Origin of the sequence: Microbacterium sp. 22303 (genome assembly GCF_052045265.1) — a bacterium.
Lineage (GTDB): Bacteria > Actinomycetota > Actinomycetes > Actinomycetales > Microbacteriaceae > Microbacterium.
Map to the genome: position 1 here is coordinate 324391 of NZ_JBQEOQ010000006.1, position 22862 is coordinate 347252.

Annotated in this window: 16 protein-coding genes; 2 read left to right on the forward strand and 14 right to left on the reverse strand. The window is 65.9% G+C overall.

The window, feature by feature from the left end; translation table 11 throughout:
• Window positions 1–75: 75 nt before the first annotated feature.
• Window positions 76–831: an SDR family NAD(P)-dependent oxidoreductase gene (locus ACTJI8_RS17450; RefSeq protein ID WP_440734691.1), complete on the reverse strand. Its 756-nt coding sequence runs from the start codon at window positions 829–831 to the stop codon at window positions 76–78.
• Window positions 832–1018: 187 nt separating this feature from the next.
• Here ACTJI8_RS17450 and ACTJI8_RS17455 point away from each other — a divergent pair, with 187 nt between their 5' ends.
• On the forward strand, window positions 1019–2164 hold the full coding sequence (locus ACTJI8_RS17455; protein ID WP_440734692.1) for a Gfo/Idh/MocA family protein: 1146 nt from the start codon (window positions 1019–1021) through the stop codon (window positions 2162–2164).
• 132 nt (window positions 2165–2296) lie between these two features.
• Here ACTJI8_RS17455 and ACTJI8_RS17460 read toward each other — a convergent pair whose 3' ends face one another.
• Complete coding sequence (locus tag ACTJI8_RS17460; RefSeq protein WP_440734693.1) at window positions 2297–3229, reverse strand: 2-hydroxyacid dehydrogenase; 933 nt, start codon at window positions 3227–3229, stop codon at window positions 2297–2299.
• A 387-nt stretch (window positions 3230–3616) separates the two neighbouring features.
• On the opposite strand from ACTJI8_RS17460, the gene ACTJI8_RS17465 reads away from it, so the two are divergent.
• Entirely contained in the window at window positions 3617–4939 is a 1323-nt protein-coding gene (locus tag ACTJI8_RS17465; RefSeq protein WP_440734694.1) for an MFS transporter, read from the forward strand.
• Between the two features lie 104 nt (window positions 4940–5043).
• Here ACTJI8_RS17465 and ACTJI8_RS17470 read toward each other — a convergent pair whose 3' ends face one another.
• The 12 genes from ACTJI8_RS17470 to ACTJI8_RS17525 all read right to left on the reverse strand — a co-directional run bounded on the left by ACTJI8_RS17470 (window position 5044) and on the right by ACTJI8_RS17525 (window position 22826).
• Window positions 5044–6531, reverse strand: a complete 1488-nt coding sequence (locus ACTJI8_RS17470) for a PucR family transcriptional regulator (RefSeq protein WP_440734695.1) — start codon at window positions 6529–6531, stop codon at window positions 5044–5046.
• Between the two features lie 221 nt (window positions 6532–6752).
• Window positions 6753–8108, reverse strand: a complete 1356-nt coding sequence (locus ACTJI8_RS17475; protein WP_440734696.1) for an aldehyde dehydrogenase family protein — start codon at window positions 8106–8108, stop codon at window positions 6753–6755.
• 3 nt (window positions 8109–8111) lie between these two features.
• Window positions 8112–10064 (reverse strand): 3D-(3,5/4)-trihydroxycyclohexane-1,2-dione acylhydrolase (decyclizing), encoded by a 1953-nt coding sequence (iolD, locus tag ACTJI8_RS17480; RefSeq protein ID WP_440734697.1) that lies wholly within the window; start codon window positions 10062–10064, stop codon window positions 8112–8114.
• A gap of 213 nt (window positions 10065–10277) precedes the next feature.
• The gene (locus tag ACTJI8_RS17485) at window positions 10278–12041 is read right to left on the reverse strand and encodes a hydantoinase B/oxoprolinase family protein (RefSeq protein WP_440734698.1); all 1764 of its coding nucleotides are present in this window, start codon (window positions 12039–12041) and stop codon (window positions 10278–10280) included.
• A gap of 2 nt (window positions 12042–12043) precedes the next feature.
• Window positions 12044–14140, reverse strand: coding sequence for a hydantoinase/oxoprolinase family protein (locus ACTJI8_RS17490; protein ID WP_440734699.1), 2097 nt, complete (start codon window positions 14138–14140; stop codon window positions 12044–12046).
• A 67-nt stretch (window positions 14141–14207) separates the two neighbouring features.
• The gene (locus ACTJI8_RS17495; RefSeq protein ID WP_440734700.1) at window positions 14208–15095 is read right to left on the reverse strand and encodes a fumarylacetoacetate hydrolase family protein; all 888 of its coding nucleotides are present in this window, start codon (window positions 15093–15095) and stop codon (window positions 14208–14210) included.
• Window positions 15096–15115: 20 nt separating this feature from the next.
• Window positions 15116–16393 carry an aspartate aminotransferase family protein gene (locus tag ACTJI8_RS17500; protein WP_440734701.1) on the reverse strand — a complete coding sequence of 426 codons (1278 nt, stop codon included), beginning with the start codon at window positions 16391–16393 and terminating at the stop codon, window positions 15116–15118.
• Between the two features lie 16 nt (window positions 16394–16409).
• Window positions 16410–17357, reverse strand: a complete 948-nt coding sequence (locus tag ACTJI8_RS17505; protein ID WP_440734702.1) for a C-terminal binding protein — start codon at window positions 17355–17357, stop codon at window positions 16410–16412.
• A gap of 151 nt (window positions 17358–17508) precedes the next feature.
• Complete coding sequence (locus ACTJI8_RS17510; protein WP_440734703.1) at window positions 17509–19293, reverse strand: helix-turn-helix domain-containing protein; 1785 nt, start codon at window positions 19291–19293, stop codon at window positions 17509–17511.
• A 108-nt stretch (window positions 19294–19401) separates the two neighbouring features.
• Complete coding sequence (gene trpA, locus ACTJI8_RS17515; RefSeq protein WP_440734704.1) at window positions 19402–20202, reverse strand: tryptophan synthase subunit alpha; 801 nt, start codon at window positions 20200–20202, stop codon at window positions 19402–19404.
• On the reverse strand, window positions 20199–21431 hold the full coding sequence (gene trpB / locus ACTJI8_RS17520; RefSeq protein WP_440734705.1) for a tryptophan synthase subunit beta: 1233 nt from the start codon (window positions 21429–21431) through the stop codon (window positions 20199–20201). Before trpB ends, trpA begins: the two co-directional genes overlap by 4 nt.
• 30 nt (window positions 21432–21461) lie before the next feature.
• The gene (locus ACTJI8_RS17525) at window positions 21462–22826 is read right to left on the reverse strand and encodes an APC family permease (protein ID WP_440734706.1); all 1365 of its coding nucleotides are present in this window, start codon (window positions 22824–22826) and stop codon (window positions 21462–21464) included.
• Window positions 22827–22862 lie beyond the last annotated feature (36 nt).

Consider the following 22862-nt stretch of genomic DNA (forward strand, 5'->3'; position numbering starts at 1 on the left):
TGCGAGTGGTGTTCTGATCGTTCGTGGTTGTTCTGGGCTCCGCGCAGGCGCGGAATGGAGGTGGTGATGCGGCTGCTAGGCGGCGGTAGTGCCGCCATCGAACGCCAGGCTGGTCCCGGTGGCGAAGGTGGCGTCGATCGCAAGGAAGTAGATCGCCTTCGCGACTTCGAGCGGATCGGCAAGTCGATTCAGCGGCACGGTCGCTTCCTTCTCCCGGCGGGCGTGCTGCGGGTCGTCGGCGAGAGCGAGTTCGGCCCGCATCATGGGGGTGTCGATCGGACCGGGACAGATCACGTTGACGCGAACGGTGGGGGCGAGCTCGATCGCGAGAGCCCGTGTGAGACCCACGACACCGGCCTTGGACGCACTGTAGTGGGCGAGGCCCGCGACCCCCGTCGACGCAAGATCCGACGCAACGTTGACGATCGAGCCGCCACCGGCTTCGGCCATGTGCAGGCCGGCCGCGCGCGACACATAGAACGTCCCCGAGAGATTCGTGTCGATCGTCTGCCGCCAGGTATCGACGTCGAGGTCTTCGATAGCCGTCTGCGTCGCGATCCCTGCCGTGTTCACCACGACGTCCAGACCTCCGAACGACGCGATCGCTGCATCCACCGCACCCGTTGCGGCTGACGCGTCGGCAACGTCTGCGATGAAGGCGCTCCCCAAATCACCGATTTCGCTTTGGACACGGCTCAGTTCGTCCGCGCGGCGCGCAACCAGGGCCACCCGCGCCCCCCGTCGGGCGAAAAGCTTGGCTGCGGCCTCTCCTACGCCGGAGGTGGCTCCGGTGACGAGGACGCGTGCGAACTCGGCTCGATTGAGTGACATGAGAGGACGGCGCTCCTTCGGGCTCGGTGCCTGCTGATCTCATTCCATCCCGAGCTCACGCTCCTGAGCTGTTCCAGATTGGAACAACTTGCCGGGCCACCGGCTTCTTAGCGTGGCATCAGCGCGCCCCAGCCTTACGGCATCACGCGCGACACAACTGCCAATGCAACGACGCGAAGGAGTCAACGTGGAAGACCAGAAGAAGATCGGGGTCGGGCTGATCTCGGTCGGCTGGATGGGACGCCTGCACTCGCGGGCTTATCTCGGAACCCGTCAGTTCTTCCCGGAGCTGCCTCAGCACCCGGAACTCGTGATCGCCGCAGACCCCGACGAAGCAGCACGCCAGTATGCCGAGGTCAATGTGGGGTATCGCGAAACCACCTCCGACTATCGAGAAGTGCTCGCTCATCCGGATGTCGACGTCGTCTCCATCTGCTCCCCGAACTTCCTGCACCACGAGATCGCGCTGGCGGCCATCGAAGCCGGCAAGCACTTCTGGATCGAGAAGCCGATGGGCCGCAGCGCCGGCGAGTCGCGCGACATCTCCCAGCGCGCGACGGAGGCCGGTCTGATCACGGCGGTGGGATTCAACTACCGACATGCTCCCGCCGTGGCCGAAGCCCGGCGCCTCATCGCCACGGGTGCGCTGGGCACCGTGACAAACGTGCAGATCCGCCTTCTCACAAGCTACGCGTCCGATCCGACCCAGGGGTTCACCTGGCGATACGAGCAGGCCTATGCCGGCTCGGGGGTGCTCGGCGACGTGCTCAGCCATGGATTCGACCTGGCACAGTACCTGGTCGGACGAATCGCCTCGGTGAACGCAGTAACCGAGACCTTCATCAAGGATCGCCCGGTCCCCGGCGGCACCACCCGCGAGGTGGAGAACGAAGACTATGCTGCCATCCTCGCGCGCTTCGAGGGTGGCGCGATCGGGATCCTCGAGTCGACTCGGGTGGCGATCGGACCCCACGCCGAGTACATCATCGAGGTATATGGGACCAAGGGATCTCTGCGATGGAACTTCGAGCGCATGAATCAGCTCGAGCTCGCCGATGACGGGCACGGCTACCGAACGATCATGACCGGACCAGCCTTCGGCGAATTCAGCCGCTTCCAGCCGAACGCCGGCCCTGGCATCGGATTCAACGACCTCAAGGTCATCGAGGCGGCACTGTTCCTGAAGTCTGTGGCGGAGCGACGACAGCTCGCCCCGTCTGCGGCAGACGGGTGGAGCGCTTCCGAGCTCGTCGATGCATCTCTCCGAAGTGCTGAGACGGGAGCATGGGTCGACCTTGCCGCCGTTGATGGGGCGACGACATACGACGCGTGACCTGCCGACGAAAATCAACCCTTGATACGCGGGGCGGTGAGATCCTCGCCGCCCTGCGCCTCGCCCGCTCCATCGTCCCGCGCCGCATCCCCCTCCCCCGTTGTTCGCTGCTCCTGGATGAACGGGCGAGCACTAGGTGCGGATCACCACGTTCAGAGGTTCCTCACCTGCGAGCATCCGCTCGATCTGCCGCGTCACCAAGCCGGCGATCCGAGGGCGCATTGCCATCGTCCCAGCCGCGGCGTGCGGCGTGATGATCACGCCGGGGGCATACCACAGCGGGTGTGAGAGAGGGAGCGGCTCGGGATCCGTAACGTCCAGCGCAAAGCGGAGGCGCCCGGCCTCACGCAGCATGGCACCTGTGTCAACAATACGCCCTCGCGACACGTTGACCACGAGGGCACCGTCGGGAAGCCTGGCGAGGAAGTCCCCGTCGATGAGCCGTTCAGTGCGACGCGTGAGCGGAACAGCGACGATCACGATCTCGGTGGTGGCGAGCAACCGAGGCAGTTCATCCACCGCGTGGATCTCCGTCCCGTCGTCGGCGCAGTAGCTCCGGGACGCGACTACCGATGTGTCGGCCTCGAAGGCTCGTAGCCGATGCGCAATCGAACGCCCGACCCCGCCGTAGCCGATCAGAAGAACGCGGCGGTCGGCGAGGCCGGGGACGAAGATGTCCCGCTGCGGCCAGTGGCCGCGCGTCTGATCCACGAGCATTCGGGGCAGATCGCGCTGCGAAGCCAGCACGAGCGCCAGCGCCATCTCGGCTGTGGATGTCTCATGCACGGCCACTCCGTTCGCGAACGTGATTCCCGGGACGAGCCTCGCCTCGATTCCGTCAAAGCCGAGCGCGGGGCTCTGCACGAGCCGCGAGGAGACGCGACCGAGTGCGTGCAGCGGCTCCAGGCTGGACAGGTATGGCAGCACGACGATGTCAACGTGCGGGACGGGCGGATCACCGTCGAAGTTCCAGCCCAGTACGCGAACGCGCTCCGGAAGCCCTCGGAGATCGTGCGCGAGCTCGGTGGTCGGCACGCTCACGGTGAGCGCGTTCATCTCAGTCATCTTTGTCCTTGGTCCCGCGGGCTGGTCTGCCGCGATCGAGGCAGCGAGGGCACGTTCTCATCTCACCGAGAGTGCACGACAAGGGCCGACATTACCGGGAGTCAGGGCACGAGACACCTTTCCGAGACATCTCGTTTTCGCCATTCTTGGAAAGCACGTTTGGGACTTTCGCCAATACGTTGTCGATCCGCTGGCCGTTACCGTCGTGAGAGCGCCAACCGCAATGGTCGAACAAGGGCACACGTGCGAACAGGACGCTCCAACGCTCTGAGACGGCGGGGCTTCTGCCGTCGGGTCGGCGCATCGTAGTCAGCGCCGGGACGGCAAGGTGCCGCCCAGGCAAATCATCAGATCGACAAGGTTGCCGGCCTGAGGAACGGAGAGCACATGGACACCGATGTCATGATCAGAACCGCCGAATCGCGGACATCGATTGCACGCGTCGTCATTTCCAGCACCATCGGCGCGGTACTGGAATGGTTCGACTTCTACATCTTCGCATCTCTCTCAGGCCTGATCCTCGGCCGCCTCTTTTTCCAGCCTGGCGATCCGATCTCCGAAATCCTGCTCGGTTTCAGCACCCTGGCCGTCGGCTATTTCGCCCGACCCATCGGAGGCATCGTCTTCGGCCATTTCGGTGACCGGATAGGACGCAAGAAGATGCTCGTGGTCACCGTCTGGCTCATGGGCGCGAGCACCGTGCTTCTGGGTCTGCTTCCGACGTACGCCGTGCTCGGCGGGTGGGCCACCGCCCTGCTCGTATTGCTGCGCCTCGCGCAGGGAATCGCGGTGGGTGGTGAGTATGCGGGTGCGGCGACCCTGGTCATCGAGAACGTGGCGAATTCTCGAAATCGTGCTCTCTTCTCGACCGTCGCTAACGTCGGCGCCTCTTTCGGGTTCCTTCTGTCATCGGCGCTGCTGGCGGTTCTGACCGGAATGCTCAGCGAAGCGCAACTGGAGGCGTGGGGGTGGCGCATCCCATTCCTCATCAGCGCGCTTCTGCTGATCGTCGGCGCCTATATCCGCACGCGCATCGCGGACACGCCCGCATTCCTCGAGATGCAGAAGAAGGAAGCCGAGGACTCCGGGGCCGGGATCGCCAAGCTCCCGGTGGCGCGGCTGTTCAAGTCGTACCGTCGGCAAGTGTTCTGCGCGATCACCGTGTCCCTCTCCATGATCTACTTCCACCTCTCGCTCGTCTTCGTCACGCCCTACGCCACGACGTATCTCGGCCTGCAGGCGACCACGGTCCTCTGGGCGATCACCGTCGCCCAGGTGATCTACATCGCGTCGTCGCTCACCTGGGCTTTTGTGTGCGACAGGATCGGCCGTCGTCCCGTGCTCGCCATCGGCTTCATCGGGTGCTTCCTCTGGCTCTTCGTCTTCTTCAACCTCCTCACGCCGGATGCCTCGTTCGGAGCGATCATTCTGGCCGTCGGCGGGGAGCTCGTGTTCGTGGGTGCGACCTACGGGCCGCTGTCCGCGTATTTATCTGAGCTCTTCGGCTCGAATGTTCGCTACACCGGCATGTCCATCGGCTTTCAGGGGGGTTCGGCCTTCGCCGGCCTGACCGCGCTGCTTTCATTCGCGCTGCTGGGTGCCACGGGCAGCTGGGTCGCCGTCACGATGCTCGGGGCCGTGTCCACCGGCTTCGGCCTGACAGGCACATTCCTCTCCCGTGAGACGGCTGGCCGAAATCTGCCGGAGTGAGGCTCTCCGCACGGCGCCGGCGAGCTGGATCCAGTCCGCCGGCGCCGTGCGCCAGGTCCAGGCCAGGCGTCTCGTCGCTCCAATTCTCAGATGCGACGTCAGCTTCAACTGGCAAAAGGACCCGACTCGACGGCGAGCCAGAGTTCGAACGCATCACGGTAACTCTTGAGGTCGCGTCCCGTGATCTGCTCGATGCGCTTGAGACGGTAAGCCAGCGTGTGCTCGTGGACGAACAACTGTGCGGCTGTCGAACGCAACCTGCCTTGGTTGCGAAAATACACACGCAGCGTACCCAACAGGTCGGCGCCGTTTTGGGCATCGTATTGAACGAGCGGGTGCAGTATGCCCGAGGCAAGCTGTTCGAGCGACTCCGAGTCGGGATTCAGCCACCGAGCCAGGCCGAACTGCTGCTCGGCAACCGTTACGCCTGTTCCCGGTGATTCCCGTGCAAGCCTCAATGACCATTTCGCCTGACGCCGATTGTGGCCAAGCTCTGAGATGGTGCGAGCCTCCGTGCTCACTCCGATCCTCACCCCACAGCCAACCGCGAGCGAGTCGAGCTGCCCCAGCCCACAATTGACTGCAACGTAAAGCGCGTCCCGTTGCAGGATGAGATGCGGAAGACCACGATCAGCGAGCCAATCTCTTATTTCGATTTCATCGACCGCGGATGTATGAGCGGCTTCGATTGCAAGAATGCGAACCCCATTGAAGAGCGAGAGCCCCGCAGCAGAGAACCGATCGTCGAGGCGACTCTCCTCGCGGTCCTCATCAAATGCTTGTGACAGGAGCAAGCCGCCTTCACGATGCAAGGCCTCCCGTCGCCGCTGATCATCGATTGCGTCGAGGACGGCGAGGCTGCTGACGTGTTGGAGTGCCGCGAGTCCCCCGGGTTCGGTCTCGGGGTTCTCCACCCCGACCAAGTATGCGGTGACACGGTCGCCCACGAACAGCGGGAGCATGTACCCGTTCGGAATCACCTGAAGATCCGCGCCCTGCGCGGATTGCTGCAGTTCAACGTCGTCAGGAACCGAGGGCCAGGCCCGCAAGAGCGGACGCCCAGCGGGCGAGATCAGCGAGAGCCGGTAACCCGATGCTTGCTCCAACTGGGTATAGATCTGCACCGGATCACTCTCAAGACTGTTTCGAAGCCTGAGCGTTTCCAGGATCCGCAGATGCCGAGACAGGCGGCCACGCGCTGCGCGTTCGCTTGAGTTCGCAACCAGATGCGAGAACTCGATGAAGGGAATCCGTTGCGGAATCCGCAGGATCGGGAAATCAAGCCGATCCGCCGCTGCAAGCATCTCAGTCGTAAGCTCAGGCCCCAGAACGCTGATCGCGATCCCGGCGAGGCGATGATCTGCGAGTCGCGTCACGTATTGGACTTGGCTCCTCCCATCCCTCGGAATCCCGAGCCCGTTGACGACGAGGAGCTCGCCGCCCTCAAACCAGGGTCCGGGGTCCTGGAGCTCGGAGGTGTGCGTCCAGAGCACCTCGTTCGTCGCTCCGCTGCTCCCCGCCACTAGCCTCAATCCGAGGTTTGGCATCGCGACAAGGTCGGCAATCGTGAGGCTCTCGCTGGCAATGGGCATTGAACTCAGCTGACGCGACGAGCATCATATCGGCGTTCTCTGGGTCGAGAACTTCGGTGGCGACTCTTCGAGTGCATCGTGTGGGTTCTTTCTCTCATGGACCGCGTCTTCGCAACCTCGACTCATTGAAGGGCGCGCACTTTCGAGGCCGGCCCGTCGCGACATTCATGAGCAAAGCGGTGCAGACCGGGTTGGTCTGCACCGCTTTCGCCGACATGCGCTCAGTTCGCGAAGCGGAACAGCTTCTTGTTCGCGAATTCGAGCATTCCGACCTTGCCCATCTCTCTGCCGTAGCCAGACTTCTTGACGCCGCCGAAGGGGACATCGGGGCCGCCGAGCATGCCGGCGCCGATGAAGACCATGCCGACCTCGAGCTGATCGCCGATCCGCTCGGCGCGCTCGAGGTCGTCGCAGATCACCACGGCGCTCAAACCGTACGGCGATGAGTTGGTCAGTGCAATGGCCTCTGCATCGCTCGAGACCCGGTAGAGCTGCGCGACCGGACCGAAGAGTTCCTCGCTGTAGACATCCATCTGCGGAGTGATATCGGTAAGGATCGACGGCGTGTAGCGGTTGCCCTGCGGCTGGTTGTCGCCGACGAGCATCTGGGCTCCCTGATCGAGCGCGCCCTGTACCTGCGCCGCGAGGGTCTGGGTCGCCGAGGTCGACGAGAGCGGTCCGTAGTCCCCGTTCTCGTAGGACTTCGCACCGATCGCCGAGGCGAATTTCGCTGCGAACTCATCGAAATGAGCATCGGAAACGACGATGCGCTTGGAACCGCTGCAGCTCTGTCCGGTGTTGTCCATCCGACCGATAACCGCCTGCTCCACCGCATGGTCGATGTCCGCCGTGTCGAGCACGAGGACGACATCCGACCCGCCGAGCTCCAGGACGCACTTCTTCAAGGCGCGACCGGCCTGCTCCGCGACGATGGCGCCGACGCCCTCGGATCCGGTCAGTGACACCCCCTGGACGCGGTCATCCGCGATCATCGTGGAGATCTGGCCGTGCGTCGCGAACAGGTTCACGTACGCGTCCGCGGGGAACCCTGCGTCAGTGAACAGCTCCTGCAGCGCGAGCGCCGATTCGGGACACTGGCTGGCGTGACGCAGGATGATCGTATTGCCGAGGATCAGGTTGGGCACGGCGAAGCGGACCACCTGATAGTAGGGGTAGTTCCACGGCATGATGCCGAGGATGACGCCAGTGCCCTGGAAGCGGAGGAACGAGCGAAGCCCGTCCGCGACCTCCAGCACCTCGTCCGCCAACCACTCCTCTGCGTTCTGTGCGAACGCGGCCGCGATGCCGGCGGAGAAACGCACCTCGCCGATCCCCTGGTCGATGGGCTTTCCCATCTCTCGGTTGATGATCGACGCGAGTTCGTCCTCGCGCTCGAGGAACAGCTCGGCCAGACGGTTCGCGAGCGCCGCGCGTTCGCGAACCGTTGTCTCGCGAGCCCAGCCCCGATACGCGCGGTCAGTCGCCTGGAGTGCCGCCTCGACCTCGTGGTCCGTCGATTCGACATACTGCGCGACGACCGTCCCCGTGGCTGGATCCGTGACTGCGAATGAACTCATCGGTCAGCCCTCGCTGGGCCCAGTGGTCGCTGCGAAGAAGCGCTGGCGGGCGCGTCCGCGGAGGTGCTCCGCGGTGCCCGCCTGGTTTCCGGGTCGCTCCGAGGTCATCGGCACGCCGACGTCCCAGAATGCGCCGTTGCCCGACAGGTAGCGGTACGGCTCGACCTTGGCGACGATGACCGCGGGGCGGTCATGGACCTCGCGCGCCTCAACCAAAGCCGCACGCAGCTCGTCGGCTGTGGTCACCGTCCAGGCCGCGCTTCCCATGCTGGCTGCGTTCGCCGCGATATCGAGGTCGACGACGGCGCCGTCGAAATTGCCGGTCGCCTCGCCGCGCTCACGCAGCTGGGTGCCGAACTCCGCATCGGGTCCGCCCTTGGCTACCTGCAGCGGCCAAATGCACTGGTGACCGCGGTTGTCGATGACGACGACCGTCACCTTCTCCCGAAGCTGGGTCGCGGTGAGGAGCTCGGTGGGCTGCATGAAGTACGTACCGTCACCGATCAGCACGAACACGTCGCCCGTCGAGTCGGGCGTCGCGAGGCGATAGCCGAGGCCGGCCGGGATCTCGTGGCCCATGCAGGAATTCGCGTACTCGAAGTGGATCTCGGTCCCGTTCGCCGGGTTCCACGCCTTGTGGACCAGCTCGACGGCGCCGCCCGAGCCGAGCACCAGAGCATCTCGCGCGTCGGTGTGCTCGTTGAGCACGTGCGTGACCTGCGCCTGGCTGAGGGTCTCGCCGGGGAAGTCCTGCAGATCGTGCTCGAGGCGCTCGCGTGTGAACTTCTGCGCGGATGCGATCTCGTCGCGGTAGTCCGCATCGGTGGCATATCCGGCCGCCTCCAGACGTTCCTGCAGCGAACTGAGAGAACCCTTCGCGTCGCCGACGACGGCGTACGAGCCCATCTTGTGTGCGTCAAACGAGCTCACATTGAGGTGCACGATACGGAGCTCGGGGTTCTGGAAGAGCGAGCGCGACGCGGTGATGAAGTCCTGCAGACGCGTGCCGACGGCGATCACGCAGTCGGCCTGGTCGGCGAGCTGGTTCGCGCCGACGGTACCCGTGACCCCCAGGCCGCCGACCCCGAACTCGTCGATCGGTCCAACGCCCTTGCCCGCGTAGGTCTCGGCCACGGGGATGCCGAACTCACCGCTGAAGCGGCGCAGCTCGGAGACCGCCTTCGAATAGCGCACGCCGCCGCCGGCGACGATGAGGGGACGCTTGGCACCCTTGATGATCTCGAACGCGTCGCGGATCTCGTCCTCCGTGGCAGGACGACGACGGATCGGCCAGACACGCGGAGCGAAGAACGCCTCCGGGAAGTCGAATTCCGCGCCCTGGATGTCCTGGGGCAGGCACACCACGACGGCGCCCGTCTCGACCGGGTCTGTCAGTACACGCATGGCCTCAGGCAGCGTCGAGAGCAGCTGTGCCGGGTGCGTGATCCGGTCGAAGTAGCGGCTGACCGGGCGGAAGCAGTCGTTAGCCGAGACATCTCGCTCGATCGGGTGCTCGACCTGCTGGAGCACAGGGTCACCGAAACGGTTGTTGATGATGTCTGCAGGGAACAGCAGCACCGGCAGGCGGTTGGTCGTGGCAGTAGCCGCACCAGTGACCATGTTGGTCGAGCCCGGACCGGCCGACGCCGTGCAAGCCAGTGTGGACATCCGGTTGGTGGCCTTCGCGTAGCCGATAGCCGCGTGGACGGCCGACTGCTCGTTCTTGGCCGGGTAGAAGGGGAATTCGGTGCCATACTCATCAGTCGCCTGCGCGAGGCCCACCGAATTGCCGTGGCCGAAGATCCCGTAGAGTCCCGGCACGAGACGACGGCGCTCACCGTCGAGCTCGCTGTACTGCACCTGCAGGTACTCGACGATCGCCTGCGCGACGGTGCGGCGGCGGATTGCATTGGCCGATGCGTCGATTGGAACCTCGACGGTGGCGGTGCTGCTCATGGTTACTCCTCAGACTGGTGGCCGGTGAGAATCGATCCCGGCCTGCAATCGAGCCTCACACCGTGTCATCCGCTCGGGTTGTGCCAGTTTGATACGAGAGCCGGGAGACGCCGGCAGGAACGAGAACGGGGCTTCGGGCGAGTGTGTGCACCCGCCCGAAGCCCCGGAGCCGACCTGATTCGGCCCGTCGCCTGATCGACGCCACGGTAGGCGTCAGTGCACGCCCAGGCGTTCCCGGCGCAGCGAGGTGGTCGCATCCGCATCGAGGGCACCGTCAGTGATGACGACGCCGTACTCGGAGAGAGCGGCTTCCGCGCTCACGCGGTTCTCGCGCAGGTCGTCGAGGACTGCCTCGGCATCCCGCTCGAGCGGGTTGCCGTAGCCGCCACCGCCGGGGGTGATGGATACGACCTTCTCCCCGCGCTTGAGGTCGTATCGCCCAACGACCGGGATCGCGCGCCGCTCACCAGTGGTCAGATCTTCGACCCACGCGTCGGGCTCCGCACCACCGCCTCCCCCGCGTACGCCCTTCGGCGGGTTCAGCTTGCCTTCGATGCCGTAGGTGAGGGTGACGGCGTCAGCCCGGGGCTCCATGGAGACGCGGGTCGCGAGGCCGCCGCGCTGGCGTCCGGCCCCACCCGAATCGGCGATCAGAGTGCGCTCGTGGATGAGGATCGGATACCGCTGCTCGTCGACCTCCACACTGTCGTGGTACAGGAGTGCACCGCACACCGGCCGCTGATATGTCGGCCAACCGTCGACGTACGGCGTTGCAGGGCCACCGACCCCGCCGACGAGGATCTGGTTGACGTAGGCGTTGCCGTTGCGCTCATCCGTGCCGGAGATCACCGATTTGGCCGGCGCCTGGCCGGCCGCGCCCTCGGCCGTTCCGTAACCGTCCTCGATCTGCGAGAACGCTGCCTGGGCGATGTTCACGATGCGGTCTGCGAGGTTGGTCGTTCCGGATGAGCACGAGAACGGGTGCTGCGGAATACCGACGGCGCAGCCCTCTCGCAGGAGCACCTCGATCCGGCGGAACGTGCCGGCGTTGCTCGGCAGCGTCTCGGGGATGCCCGAAAGCACTCCGGCGAGCGCGGCGCCTGTCGCGGTCGCCCGCGTCAGGTTCAGGCCGTTCGGCAGGTTGTCCGGGTTGTCGCGCAGGTCGATGGAGATGCGACCGTCCGACGGTTTGATGTGGATGGTTGCCTGAAGCTCGACCCCGTCCGGCCCGGTGCCCGGGAACGGATCATGAGCCGACTTGCCGTGCAGCGTACTCTCCGGCATGGTCTCGATCGCGCTCGCGGTGATGCGTTCGGAATAGTCGAACCATGCGTCGACGAAGGCGAGGAGGTCGTCGACGCCGAACTTCTCCGAGAGCTCCTTGATCCGCCGCTCGGCGATGCGCGACGCGCCCACCGATGCCAGGTAGTCGCCGTACCACTGATCCGGCACGCGGATGCGGGCGCGGCACATCCGGACGATGTCATCGATGTCCATGTAGTCCCGCTGCACTCGTACACAGGGGAAGATCAACGCTCCCTCTTCATACACGTCGCGCGCTGTCGCGAAGAAGGTGGTCGGGAGCGAGTTTCCGCAGTCGGCCTGATGCGCCTTGGTCACCGCGGTGAAGAGGTGTCGGCCTTCGACGAAGATCGGTACGAGAATGCAGTGGTCCGCGGCATGGGAGTTTCCCCGATAGGGATCGTTGTGCAGGAACGCGTCTCCCTCGCGGATGTCGTCGTGCAGTTCGATCATGTCCTCGCCGAGCGGGCCGGCACCGAAGACGTGCACGGGAACGCCTTCCGCGGCGGCGAGGAGCTGGTTGTCGGCAGTCAGCACAGCACAGGAGAAGTCGCGCGCCGTGTTGATCACGGAAGACCGCGCCGAGCGGAGGAGTCCGTTCGTCATCTCGCGGACGATGCCGTCGAACGCGTTGGCGAGGACCGACAGCTTGACGGGGTCGAATTGGCGTGTCACGGTTACGCCTCCTTACGGTTCAGATAGATGTTGGATCGATCGTCGAGATCCGCGTCCCACTCGGGCGGGATGACGATCGTCGTGGTCGGCTGGTCGATGATCGCAGGACCCGCGATGTGCTGACCGGGCGACAGGGTCACGCCGCGATAGCGCGGAGTGACGTGGCTCTCGCCGCCGAAGACGATCGGGTCGTGGCGGTGCACGACGCTTTCGCCCGTCACAGTGACCTCGTCGCTCAGCAGTTCGTGCCTCGGGATCTCGACTCGGACACCCCACGTGATGATCTCCACTCGGCTCGCGGGATCGTGGGTGCCGTTTCGGCGATCATGCTCGGCGTGGAAGGCATCCTCGATCTGGCGGGCTGCGTCACCGGTTGCGTCGGGGGCACCATCGAGGTACACGCGCAGATCCCAGGCCTGACCGGGGTAGCGGGCGTCGACGAAGTACGAGAACTGCGCGTCGGGGTTGACCGTCTCAAACCGCGCCGCGAAGAACTTGGCCTTCTTGCCGAGCTCCTTGACCGCACTGGCCGCGGACGCGCTGTCGAAATTGCGCGTGTCGTTGTGCAGCGGTGACAGGAATTCGGTTGCGATCGGGGCGCGGTGAGCGCCATAGGCGGCCAAGACGCCTGCGGTCGCCGGGATGAGGACTGTATCGGCCTCGAGGATGTTGCCGATGATCGCAGCCACCATCGCGCCGGCGCCACCGCCGGCGACGATGAGCGCGCCCCGGGGATCGACGCCGTGTTCGAGTGCCGCCTGTCGCGTCGCCGTGGCCATCTGGTGTCCGGAGACATCCAGGATGGCCTGAGCTGCAACGAGCACGTCCATTCCCAGTGGCTTGGCGATACGAGTCTCGATTGCTTTGACTGCTGCATCGTGATCGAGGGTGAATCCGCCCTCGAATCCCTGAGCGTCGAGGTAGCCGAGCACGACGCAGGCGTCGGTCACGGTCGGCTCTTCGCCGCCGAGGCCATACGCTGCGGGGCCGGGCGTGCTGCGTGCACTCTGCGGACCGACCCGGAGGAGTCCACCCGCGTCGATCCACGCGATGCTTCCGCCGCCGGCGCCGATGCTCGTGACGGCGACCGAAGACAGACCGGTGAGGTGGCCGACGAACGGCTCACCGAGCCAGGCCTCACGAGTGTGCCGCACGACTCCCTTCTCGACCAGCGAGACATCGTAGGTCGTGCCGCCCATGTCGCACACCACCACGGTTTCGCGCTCAGGTGCAGCCGCGGCACCCACGAGCGGTGCCATCGATGGGCCAGAGTTCAGGAGGAGGACCGGACGGTCGAGGACGTCCACGACGTCGAGGACAGCGCCCTCGGAGGTGACGACCAGCAGGTCGCCATCGAAACCGAACTGCAGAAGGTCGCCGCGGAGCTTGCCGAGGTGATCCGCCATCAGCGGCTTCAGCGATGCATCGATCGACGCCGCGGACGCACGCCGGTACTCGCGGATGGTGGGGTTCGCGTCGTTCGAGAGCGTGTACGGGACGCCCGGAAGCACTTCCTCGATGAGTTCGGCGATCCGGCTCTCGTGCACGTCGTTGATGATGGACCACAGACAGGCCACCGCAATGGCTTCGATCCCGTGATCCGGGAAGGTGCGGAGGACGGAGCGGACCTGCTCCTCATCGAGGGGGGTGAGGACTTCCCCTTCGGCAGACAAACGCTCGGTGATCTCGAATGTCAGTTGGCGAGGAATGTAGGGCGGAGGGTACGCCGCCTTGGAATCGAAGGCATCGCGACGACCGCCCTCGCGCAGCAGCAGCGTGTCCGCGAATCCGTCTGTGACGAGCAGCGCTGTCTTGGCGACCCGCCCGGTCAGCACCGCGTTCGTGGCATGTGTGGTGCCGTACACGATGACATCGGCGTTCCGCAGCACCTCATCGCCATCCCACCCGACGGACTGTGCTGCCCGTCGCACGGCTCCCTCGAACCCCGTGAAGACGCGGTCGTAGGTGGTCAGTGCCTTGCCGACGGCCATGTCGCCAGTGCTCGACCCGACGACGACGTCCGTGAACGTGCCTCCGGTGTCGACGGCGATGCGATACCGCGTCTCTCCGCCGCCGGGTTGTGTCTGGACTGCGCTCATGAATCTTTCGCTTTTCTCTCGAACGTGAATGTGGATGGCTCCGCTGAGCGGAGACGGGGGCGACGCATCACTGCGCGCCGACGCGGTTGCGCAGGAGCCCGACGCGCTCGACGTCGATCTCTACGACGTCGCCCGGCCGGAGCCAGACGGGAGGGGTGCGCTTCGCGCCGATCCCTTGCGGCGTGCCCGTCGCGATGACATCGCCGGGCTCGAGCGTGAGGAAGCTCGACAGGTACGACACGATGCGCGCGATCGTGAAGATCTGGAGCTTCGTGTTCGACCGCTGCATTTCCGCGCCGTTGACCCGGGTGACGAGTTCGAGCGTCTGCGGATCTCCCACCTCGTCGAGCGTGACGAGGGCGGGGCCCCACGGCGTCGAGCCGTCGACCGCTTTGCCCGGCAACCATTGCGTTCCCCGCCACTGCAGATCGCGTGCCGAGATGTCGTTCAGTGCGGAGAGCCCGGCAACATGGTCGAGCGCATCCTCTTCGGCCACGCGCGAGGCACGACGACCGATGACCACGGCCACCTCGCCTTCGAAGTCCAGGTCGGCGCTCACGTCCGCGCCGCCGATCTCGTCATCGGGCCCGACCATCGTGGATGCGAACTTGGCGAAGACATCCGGATACTCCGGAAGGGCCCGTCCGGTCTCTGCGACGTGATCCTTGTAATTGAGCCCGACGCAGAGGACCTTCCCTGGGTCGGTGATCGGCGCGGTCAGCGTCACGTCGGAGCGGGCGCCGACGCGAGTGGCCGGATTGTCGACGATGAGGGAACCGACCGCTGCGGAGAGCTCGGAGATGCTTTCCGACCGCGCGAGATATTCGCGCACCGAGGAGGTCGCCCCGCCGGGCAGGTCTGCGGCCTCCAGCAGCCGTTCGAGGTCGTAGACCGAGTCGGCGGCGAGGATGCCGCCGCGGACACCCGAGTCGTGTACATACGAGATGAATTTCATTGGTGCTCCTCCTTCTGCGGTCAGGACCGGGACGACGCGGCAACGGCCAGCACCGCGTCCACGAGACGTTCGGTGAGGTCGTTGACGACGGTGTCGTCCATCGGAGTCGACAGGGACAGCAGATTCGCGGGCGAGCCGAGCAGCCCGCGGTCATACGACGCCCACCACAGCTCGTGCTGCGTCTGCTCGTCGACCTTCTCGGCGCCGCGGGGAACCGCGCGCAGGAGCGACCCGCTTCCGCGAATCTCCCAACCGGCGTCGGCGACGCGGGCGTTCGCCGCCTCGCGGGCCGTGTCGCCCAGGCGGGTCAGTCGTTCCACCTGGTCGGGGCCGTAGAGCCGGAGCGCGACGGCGCCTGCGGCCATGCTCACCGGGTTGCCCGAGAAGGTGCCGCCGTGCGGCAGGCTGCCCTTGCGGGTGGGGTCGACCTCCGCCATGAGATCGCCGAGACCGACCACGGCTCCGACCGGGAAGCCACCGCCGATCAGCTTGCCCGTGGTGAGCAGATCGGGCTCGACGCCGTAGGCGCCGCTGAAGCCGTTGTATCCCAGACGCAGACTGATCACTTCGTCGATGATGAGGACGACCCCGTGTCGGGTCGCGAGTTCCCGCGCCGCCCGGACAAAGTCCTCCGTGATCCGGAGCAGGCCGGCCCGGTTGGGCAGGAGGTCCAGGATGATGGCTGCGTAGGCGTCCGGTGCCGACTCGATGGCCTGCCGGAGGAAGTCGGTGTCGTTCAGTGGGACGGCGGTGACGTCGTCGATGACTCCTTGGGGCACGCCGCGCGTGTAACTCGGGCCGCCTGGCACGAGGGCGACCTCGGACGTGCCGTGGTAGCCGCCTTTGGTGACGATGACCTTGTCCCGGCCGGTCGCGGCCCGAGCGATACGTATGGCCGACATCACCGCTTCGGTGCCGGAGTTCGTGAATCGCACCTGGTCGAGGGCAGGCAGGCGCGAAACGAGCAGATCCGCAAGCTCCCATTCGTACAGGTTCGGGATTCCCCAGCTCGACCCCTCGGACAGCGCCTTGGTGGCGGCCTCGACGATCTCGGGGTGTGCGTTGCCGTGGATCAGCGACGTGAAGTTGTTGTTCGCATCGATGAGTTCGCGCCCGCGGTCGTCCCAGACTCGGTATCCGTCGCCACGGACGGCGTAGGGGCTGGGCGCACCGGTGTAGTAGGTCGAGCGGCCGTACCCACCCGGGAGGAGCGGGAAGCCGCGCGAGCCCCGACGCAGGTGGGGATCTTCGGTCACTGTCTGAGCGGAGGCGAGGCCGCCGAGGTTCGTGGTCGACATGGTGTTCTTCTCCGCTTCAGTTGACGAGGTCGAGCATGGGCTGGCCGGTGAGCGCCAGACGGACGCGTTCGACCGCTCCGTCCTGCAGGGCATCCGTCGACCGGTCCGAGCGCCACGCGATGTGCGGGGTAAGGATGGTGTTCGGCGCGGTCCGGATGGGGTGGTCCGCGGCGAGCGGCTCTTCGGCGAACGTGTCGATTCCGGCGCCGGCGATGTGGCCGGAGGTCAGCGCCTCCGCGAGAGCCGTCTCATCGATGAGACCGCCGCGCGAGACGTTCACGACAACAGCACCGCGGCGCATCCGCGCCAGCACGTCGGCCGAGACGAGATGATGCGTCTCGCTGGTCAGCGGAAGGTGCAGCGAGACGACATCCGAGTTCTCGAGGATGTCAGCGAGGTCCGTGAGCTCGACGAAGCTCTCCGTGACGAACGGGTCGTAGCCCCGGACTTTGGCACCGACGCTGGAGTACATCCGCGCGACGTGCTGGCCGATCCGCCCCATGCCGACCACGCCGACCTGAAGCTGCGAAAGAACCGGCGTGTCGAATCCGATGACGCCGTTCCAACCGAGGTTGCGGATGGCCGCGTCTCCGGCGGGTAGTCGGCGTGCGAGCGACAGGCCCATCGCGAACGCGTGGGATGCCACCTCCTCGGATGCCGTTCCCGGGACGATCGAAACCGGGATCCCGGCGCGCGTGGCAGCGTCGACGTCGATGTTGTCGTAACCGATGCCGTAGCGCACCACGGCGCGGCACTTGCCCATGTTGGGGAAGTCATCAGCCGTGAGGCGGGCGTAGGGCGTCACCATGACGATCTCCGCCTCCGGAAGCTCACGCCGGAACTCGTCCACGTCGGCCGCGACCACGAGTTGGAAGCCGAGCGACTCCGCAAGGGAGTGCTCGCGCTCCAGACCCGGGAAGTGGTGGGGCGCCACCAGGATGGTTCCCCGATCATCACGGTTCATCTTTCTCCTGCCATCTCTTTCTTGTGTCCTCGCGTGCGCGCGGATTGGACCGAATTCTCTTTCAATTACAGGGGCCCAAGGACCCGGCTGTGCGTGCCAGATCGACACACATCGGTAAACCTCGCGCCGCCGGGCGAGGCGGCTTGGAAATCTAAAGGTCGAACCCCCGTGCACGGAAATAGTCCATGCGGCGGTAGAGGGTGGAACGGCCGATCTCGAGCATCTCGGCCGCAAGACGGCGGTTGCCGTTCGCTTCACGGAGGGCGATGCGCATTTCGCTGAGCTCGGCGTCCTCCAGACGGGAGAGTCGAGCCCCTGTCTCGATCCGCTGGAACCCGCGCGGAAGGTCGTCGACCGTGATCTCGCGGCCGGTTCCGCGGAGGACCGCTTCGGCGAGGGCCGCTCGCAGCTGATCGACGTTCCTGGGCCAGTCCGCATTGGTGAGCACGGTGACGAGATTTCGAGACAGGACTCGCTCACTCATCTCGGCGACGATCGTGCGGGCGAGGACGGGGATGTCCTCGCGGCGGCTGCGAAGTGGCGTCGTCGGGATCTCGAGCGAATCAGTTGCTTCGCCGATCATCTGGGTGGCGTCCGTCGGGCGGCTGACGGTGAGGATCACGCAGAGCCCGGGGTTCATCAGCAAGTGATCGCGGGCCTGCGTTGCGTCGAGCATCGCCAGCTCGTCCGCGTGCTCGATGATCACCGGCGCTGCAGTGTCATCGAGGTCAGCGAGGAAGTCCACGAGGCGGGCCGCGCCGTTGGACCTGTCCGCGGCGTCGTACACGGAAGCGCGGCCGTGCGCTGCCGCGATCGCATCCGCAATGCGCCGTCGGCCGGACCCCCGTTCGCCGATGATCGTCGCAGAACGCAACTGCGCGATGGCGGCCGCAGCGAGATCGCGGGTGGCCCGGAACTCGGCACTGACACCGTGGATAGCCCGCAGCGGCCCCTCGTCCAGCGTGTCGGACATGGTTTCAGTGCGGGACTCGCGTCGCGTGTCCGCAAGGACAGCCTCGTTCTTCTCGAGCGACCGGAACACGGCCACCGCGCCCACAGCCGAGGCGGGGGCTGTGACGGCGGAAACCTCGAGCGTTGCAGTGCCCAGGGATTGCAACACGATCTTGCGATGCATCCGACCGCCGCTCGCCATGACTTCCTTGACGTAGCTGCTGATGACGGTGAAGTCCGCGCCATCCATTGCTGCCGCGGCGTAGCTGTTCATGAACAGGTTCTTGCCGTCCATGGCGATGACGGCGGAGTTGCTGCGCCGACGAGAGATGGTCAGGTATTCATGCAGCAGACTCCGTTCGCGCGAAGACGTCCTCTCTTCGATGTCGCGCTCGATCCGAGACGCGACGCCGTTCAGCATCAGCAGAGTGGACGAGGGTTCGACGTGGCCGACACGATCCGCTGGGAGGGTCAAGCCGATGACCCCCCGAACGCGGTTGTGGAAGGGATCTCGGATGAGGGCCGCGAAGCACCAATTGCGCTGCATGTCCTTGCGGTAGTGCTCCTCGGGCGCGAGCCACACCGAGCGCCCCTCCTCGAGGGCGAGGCCCTCACCGTTGCTGCCGCTGTACTCTTCGCGCAGTGAGTAGCCGTCAGGAAACCCATCGTCGTCGCGTAGGAATGCGGGGTGGACAAGTGCACCATTGGGCCCGGTGAGATTCACATAGCCGCCGAGATCCGCTGCGAACTCGTCGAGCTTTCGCAGGTGCTGCTCGGCCGCCTGCATCGTGAACTCATCGACGCGGGCACTCTCGAGAACGGGCCTCTCAACTTCAGGATCCACGCCCGCCGCCCGGCAGCGGTACCAGGAGCGCGCGACAATCGGGCGAATGCCCGAGAGGTCCTCGCTTCCTCGGTGAGCAAACAGGTCGCGTGCATGATCGACCCTCTCGTGGGCCAACAGCGGCATTGCAGTAAGAGCCATCTCGAGTACCTCCGCGTCTCGGGCGTAACCACGGCGTCGCGGTGAGCCTAACACACGTTAGTTAGGTAGGAAAGAGCCATACAAGGACGGTTTCGACGCCGCTCAGTATCAGAACGGCGACGATGGCGCGCGAACGGTGCCCGCGGCGAGGGTCCGTGCGGTGGACGCGAGGCCCTCCAAACCGCCGTCGCGCAGGGCGCGCACCAGCGCGGTGCCGACAATCGCGCCGTCGGCGTAGTCGAGCACGCCGGCGACCTGGCCGGCGGCCGAGATGCCGACGCCGACGCAAGCGCGTTTGCAGCCGTGCTCGCGCAGGCCCCCCACGAGCGTGCGGGCGGCGGCATCCAGTTGGGCCCGCTCCCCCGTGATGCCCATCGTCGACACTGTGTAGACGAAACCAGTGCTCGAGCGCACGATCAGATCGATGCGATCGTCGGTGGACGTCGGGGCGGCAAGGAAAACGCGATCGAGACCGGCGCGTTCGGAGGCGGCGATCCACTCCGCGGCGGCATCCGGAGTGATGTCGGGCGTGATGAGCCCGGCGCCGCCGGCCGCGGCGAGGTCGTCGGCGTAGCGGTCGACGCCGTACTGGACAACGGGGTTCCAGTAGGTCATCACGAGTACGGGAACCCCCGCGCGCTCGACGATCTCCTTGACCGCGGGGAACAGATCACTCAGACGGAACCCGTTCGCGAGGGCGGTCTGGGTGGCCTCCTGGATGATTGAGCCGTCCATCACCGGGTCGGAGTAGGGCAGGCCGAGCTCGAGGACGTCGACCCCGTTCTCGGCGAGGGTGATGGCTGCCTCGACACTGGTGTACAGGTCGGGGTATCCGAGCACCAGATAGCCGATGAAAGCACCCCGCCCCTCGGCCTCGACGGCATCCAGCGCGTCGGCGACACGACTCATTCCCCGCCCCCCTGATCTACGTCGTCGTACAGCCCGAAGTAGCGGGCCGCGGTGTCCATGTCCTTGTCGCCGCGGCCGGAGAGGCACACGGCGAGGATCGCGTCGGGGCCGAGTTCCTTGCCGATGCGGATCGCCCCGGCGAGAGCGTGCGCGGACTCGATGGCGGGGATGATGCCCTCGGTGCGGCTCAGCAGGCGCAGCGCCTGCATCGCTTCGTCGTCGGTGGCCGGGATGTACTCGGCGCGGCCGATCGCCGCCAGCCAGGCGTGCTCCGGCCCGACGCCGGGGTAGTCGAGCCCGGCCGAGATGGAGTGTGACTCGGTGGTCTGCCCGTCCTCGTCCTGCAGCACGTAGGTGCGGGCGCGGTGCAGCACGCCGGGCCGACCGCGCTCGATGGCCGCGGAATGACGATCGGTATCGACCCCGTCGCCGGCGGCTTCGACGCCGTACAGGCGCACGCCGGAATCGTCGAGGAAGGCGCCGAACATGCCGATCGCGTTGGATCCGCCGCCGACGCACGCGAGCACCGCGTCCGGCAGGCGTCCGGCCTCGTCGAGCAGCTGCTGACGGGCCTCCTCGCTGATGATCTTCTGGAAGTCGCGCACCATCGCAGGGAACGGGTGCGGGCCCGCCGCCGTGCCGAAGATGTAGTTCGTGGTCTCGACGGACGCCACCCAGTCGCGGTAGGCGTCGTTGATCGCGTCCTTGAGCGTGCGCGACCCCGTGGTGACGGGCACGACCTCGGCGCCGAGCAGGCGCATCCGGGCCACGTTGAGCGCCTGACGCTCGGTGTCGACCTCGCCCATGTAGATCGTGCACTCGAGGCCGAACAGTGCGGCCGCAGTCGCGGTGGCGACGCCGTGCTGACCGGCCCCGGTCTCCGCGATCACCCGGGTCTTGCCCAGCCGCTTGGTCAGCAGCGCCTGACCCAGCACGTTGTTGATCTTGTGCGAACCTGTGTGGTTCAGGTCCTCGCGCTTGAGGAAGATCTGCGCGCCGCCCGCGTGCTCGGCGAACCGCGGCACCTCCGTGATCGGCGACGGACGCCCCGCGTAGGAGTGCAGCAGCGTCGCGAGCTCGGACTGGAAAGCGGGGTCGGCGATCGCCGCGCGGTAGGCCACGGTGAGCTCGTCGATCGCCGCGATCAGCGATTCGGGCATGAACCGCCCGCCGAAGTCGCCGAAGAACGGCCCCGGCTGATCGCGGAGGTTGGGAATGATCTGTCGCATCACTGTGCCTGGAAAGAGAACGGGGCGCGATCAGAAGCGCTGGCGCCCGAGCCTCGCATACGAATCGGGGCGCTTCGCCCGCAGGAACAGGGCGTACCCGACCCCGCCGACGAAGAGCGCGAATGTGAACGTCATGAAGATCACTGTCAACAGTCCGGACCCTCCGATCAGCTCTGGGAAGTTCGTGACGGCGACGTACGTCACGAACCCCAGGAACACCGAACTGATCGCCGGCGCCAGGATCGTCTTCCACACCGATTCCCTCCGCACTCGGCGCTCTCGCACGAAATAGACCAGGACGGCCACGCTCGCGATGAACAGCAGGAGGAGGATCGAGAAGGTGCCGCTCCCGCTCGCGATCGGATAGATGAGCTGAGCCGGAACGCCGAGCAGGGCACAGACCACGTAACCTGCCGCCCACAGCACGCCGATCGCGATGGCGGCGACGTACGGGGACTTGTGACGCGGGTGCACGCGACCAAGCGCGCGCGGCAGCGCTCGGTCGCGGGCGAGGGAGAAGCCGTACCGCGCCGCGATGTTCTGGATGGACAGCATGCACGCAAGGGTCGAAGTGATGAGCAGCACGACGACGATGTCCGCGAAGATCTTCCCGATCAGGGCGGTCACTGCGGTGTTGAACAAGTTGACGGGGTCGTGCTGCGCGGCTGACTGTGCTCCGTCGGTGCCGAAGAAGGCCACATAGGCCCAGGCGGTGGCGGCGTAGAAGATGCCGATGCCGACGACCGCGATGTAGGTCGCCCGCGGGATCGTGCGATCGGGGTCCTTGACCTCTTGGCGGTAGATCACCGTCGCCTCGAAACCGAAGAAGTTGCCCACCGCGAACAGTAGCGCGAGCCCGAGCGTGGGGTCGTTCAACGCCGGCATCGCGAGCGAGAGGCTCTTCGCTTCGCCGCCGCTCGATGCGAACGACACGACGTCGAAGACGACGATGACGACGACCTCCAGAACCATGATGACCGTCAGAACCTTTGCCGACAGATCGATTCGGCTATACGCCAGCACGGTTGTGACGACGATGATGCCCAGCGCGTACCAGTACCAGGGGATGTCCGGGCCGTTGAGCCCCGCGACGAAGCTCTGCATTGTCACTGCAAAGAAGCTCGGGGCAAAGAATCCGATGAACAAGTACCCAACCAGCGCGAGGAAGGCTCCTCCGAGGCCAGCGGGCTTACCGAGGCCGGCCGTCACGAACGAGTAGAACCCACCCGGGTTGTCGATGTGCCTGCTCATCGCCACGAAGCCCACTGAGAAGATCAGCAGCATGACCGTGAGGATCACGTAGATCGCGGGCGCAGTACTTCCCCCGAACATCAGTAGAACGGGCATCGTTCCGGCGACGGTAGCCAGCGGCGACGAGAACGCCAGGACGCTCATCACGAGCTCCCCCGTTCCCATGTTCCCGCTCAGGCG

What these genes read in the sequence shown, in the direction of transcription:
- trpB (WP_440734705.1), bottom strand. Translation starts at nt 21,431, where the DNA reads ATGCGACAGATCATTCCCAACCTCCGCGATCAGCCGGGGCCGTTCTTC.
- ACTJI8_RS17465 (WP_440734694.1), top strand. Translation starts at nt 3,617, where the DNA reads ATGGACACCGATGTCATGATCAGAACCGCCGAATCGCGGACATCGATT.
- ACTJI8_RS17500 (WP_440734701.1), bottom strand. Translation starts at nt 16,393, where the DNA reads ATGTCGACCACGAACCTCGGCGGCCTCGCCTCCGCTCAGACAGTGACC.
- ACTJI8_RS17470 (WP_440734695.1), bottom strand. Translation starts at nt 6,531, where the DNA reads ATGCCCATTGCCAGCGAGAGCCTCACGATTGCCGACCTTGTCGCGATG.
- ACTJI8_RS17460 (WP_440734693.1), bottom strand. Translation starts at nt 3,229, where the DNA reads ATGACTGAGATGAACGCGCTCACCGTGAGCGTGCCGACCACCGAGCTC.
- ACTJI8_RS17450 (WP_440734691.1), bottom strand. Translation starts at nt 831, where the DNA reads ATGTCACTCAATCGAGCCGAGTTCGCACGCGTCCTCGTCACCGGAGCC.
- trpA (WP_440734704.1), bottom strand. Translation starts at nt 20,202, where the DNA reads ATGAGTCGTGTCGCCGACGCGCTGGATGCCGTCGAGGCCGAGGGGCGG.
- ACTJI8_RS17525 (WP_440734706.1), bottom strand. Translation starts at nt 22,826, where the DNA reads ATGAGCGTCCTGGCGTTCTCGTCGCCGCTGGCTACCGTCGCCGGAACG.
- ACTJI8_RS17490 (WP_440734699.1), bottom strand. Translation starts at nt 14,140, where the DNA reads ATGAGCGCAGTCCAGACACAACCCGGCGGCGGAGAGACGCGGTATCGC.
- iolD (WP_440734697.1), bottom strand. Translation starts at nt 10,064, where the DNA reads ATGAGCAGCACCGCCACCGTCGAGGTTCCAATCGACGCATCGGCCAAT.
- ACTJI8_RS17505 (WP_440734702.1), bottom strand. Translation starts at nt 17,357, where the DNA reads ATGAACCGTGATGATCGGGGAACCATCCTGGTGGCGCCCCACCACTTC.
- ACTJI8_RS17475 (WP_440734696.1), bottom strand. Translation starts at nt 8,108, where the DNA reads ATGAGTTCATTCGCAGTCACGGATCCAGCCACGGGGACGGTCGTCGCG.
- ACTJI8_RS17510 (WP_440734703.1), bottom strand. Translation starts at nt 19,293, where the DNA reads ATGGCTCTTACTGCAATGCCGCTGTTGGCCCACGAGAGGGTCGATCAT.
- ACTJI8_RS17495 (WP_440734700.1), bottom strand. Translation starts at nt 15,095, where the DNA reads ATGAAATTCATCTCGTATGTACACGACTCGGGTGTCCGCGGCGGCATC.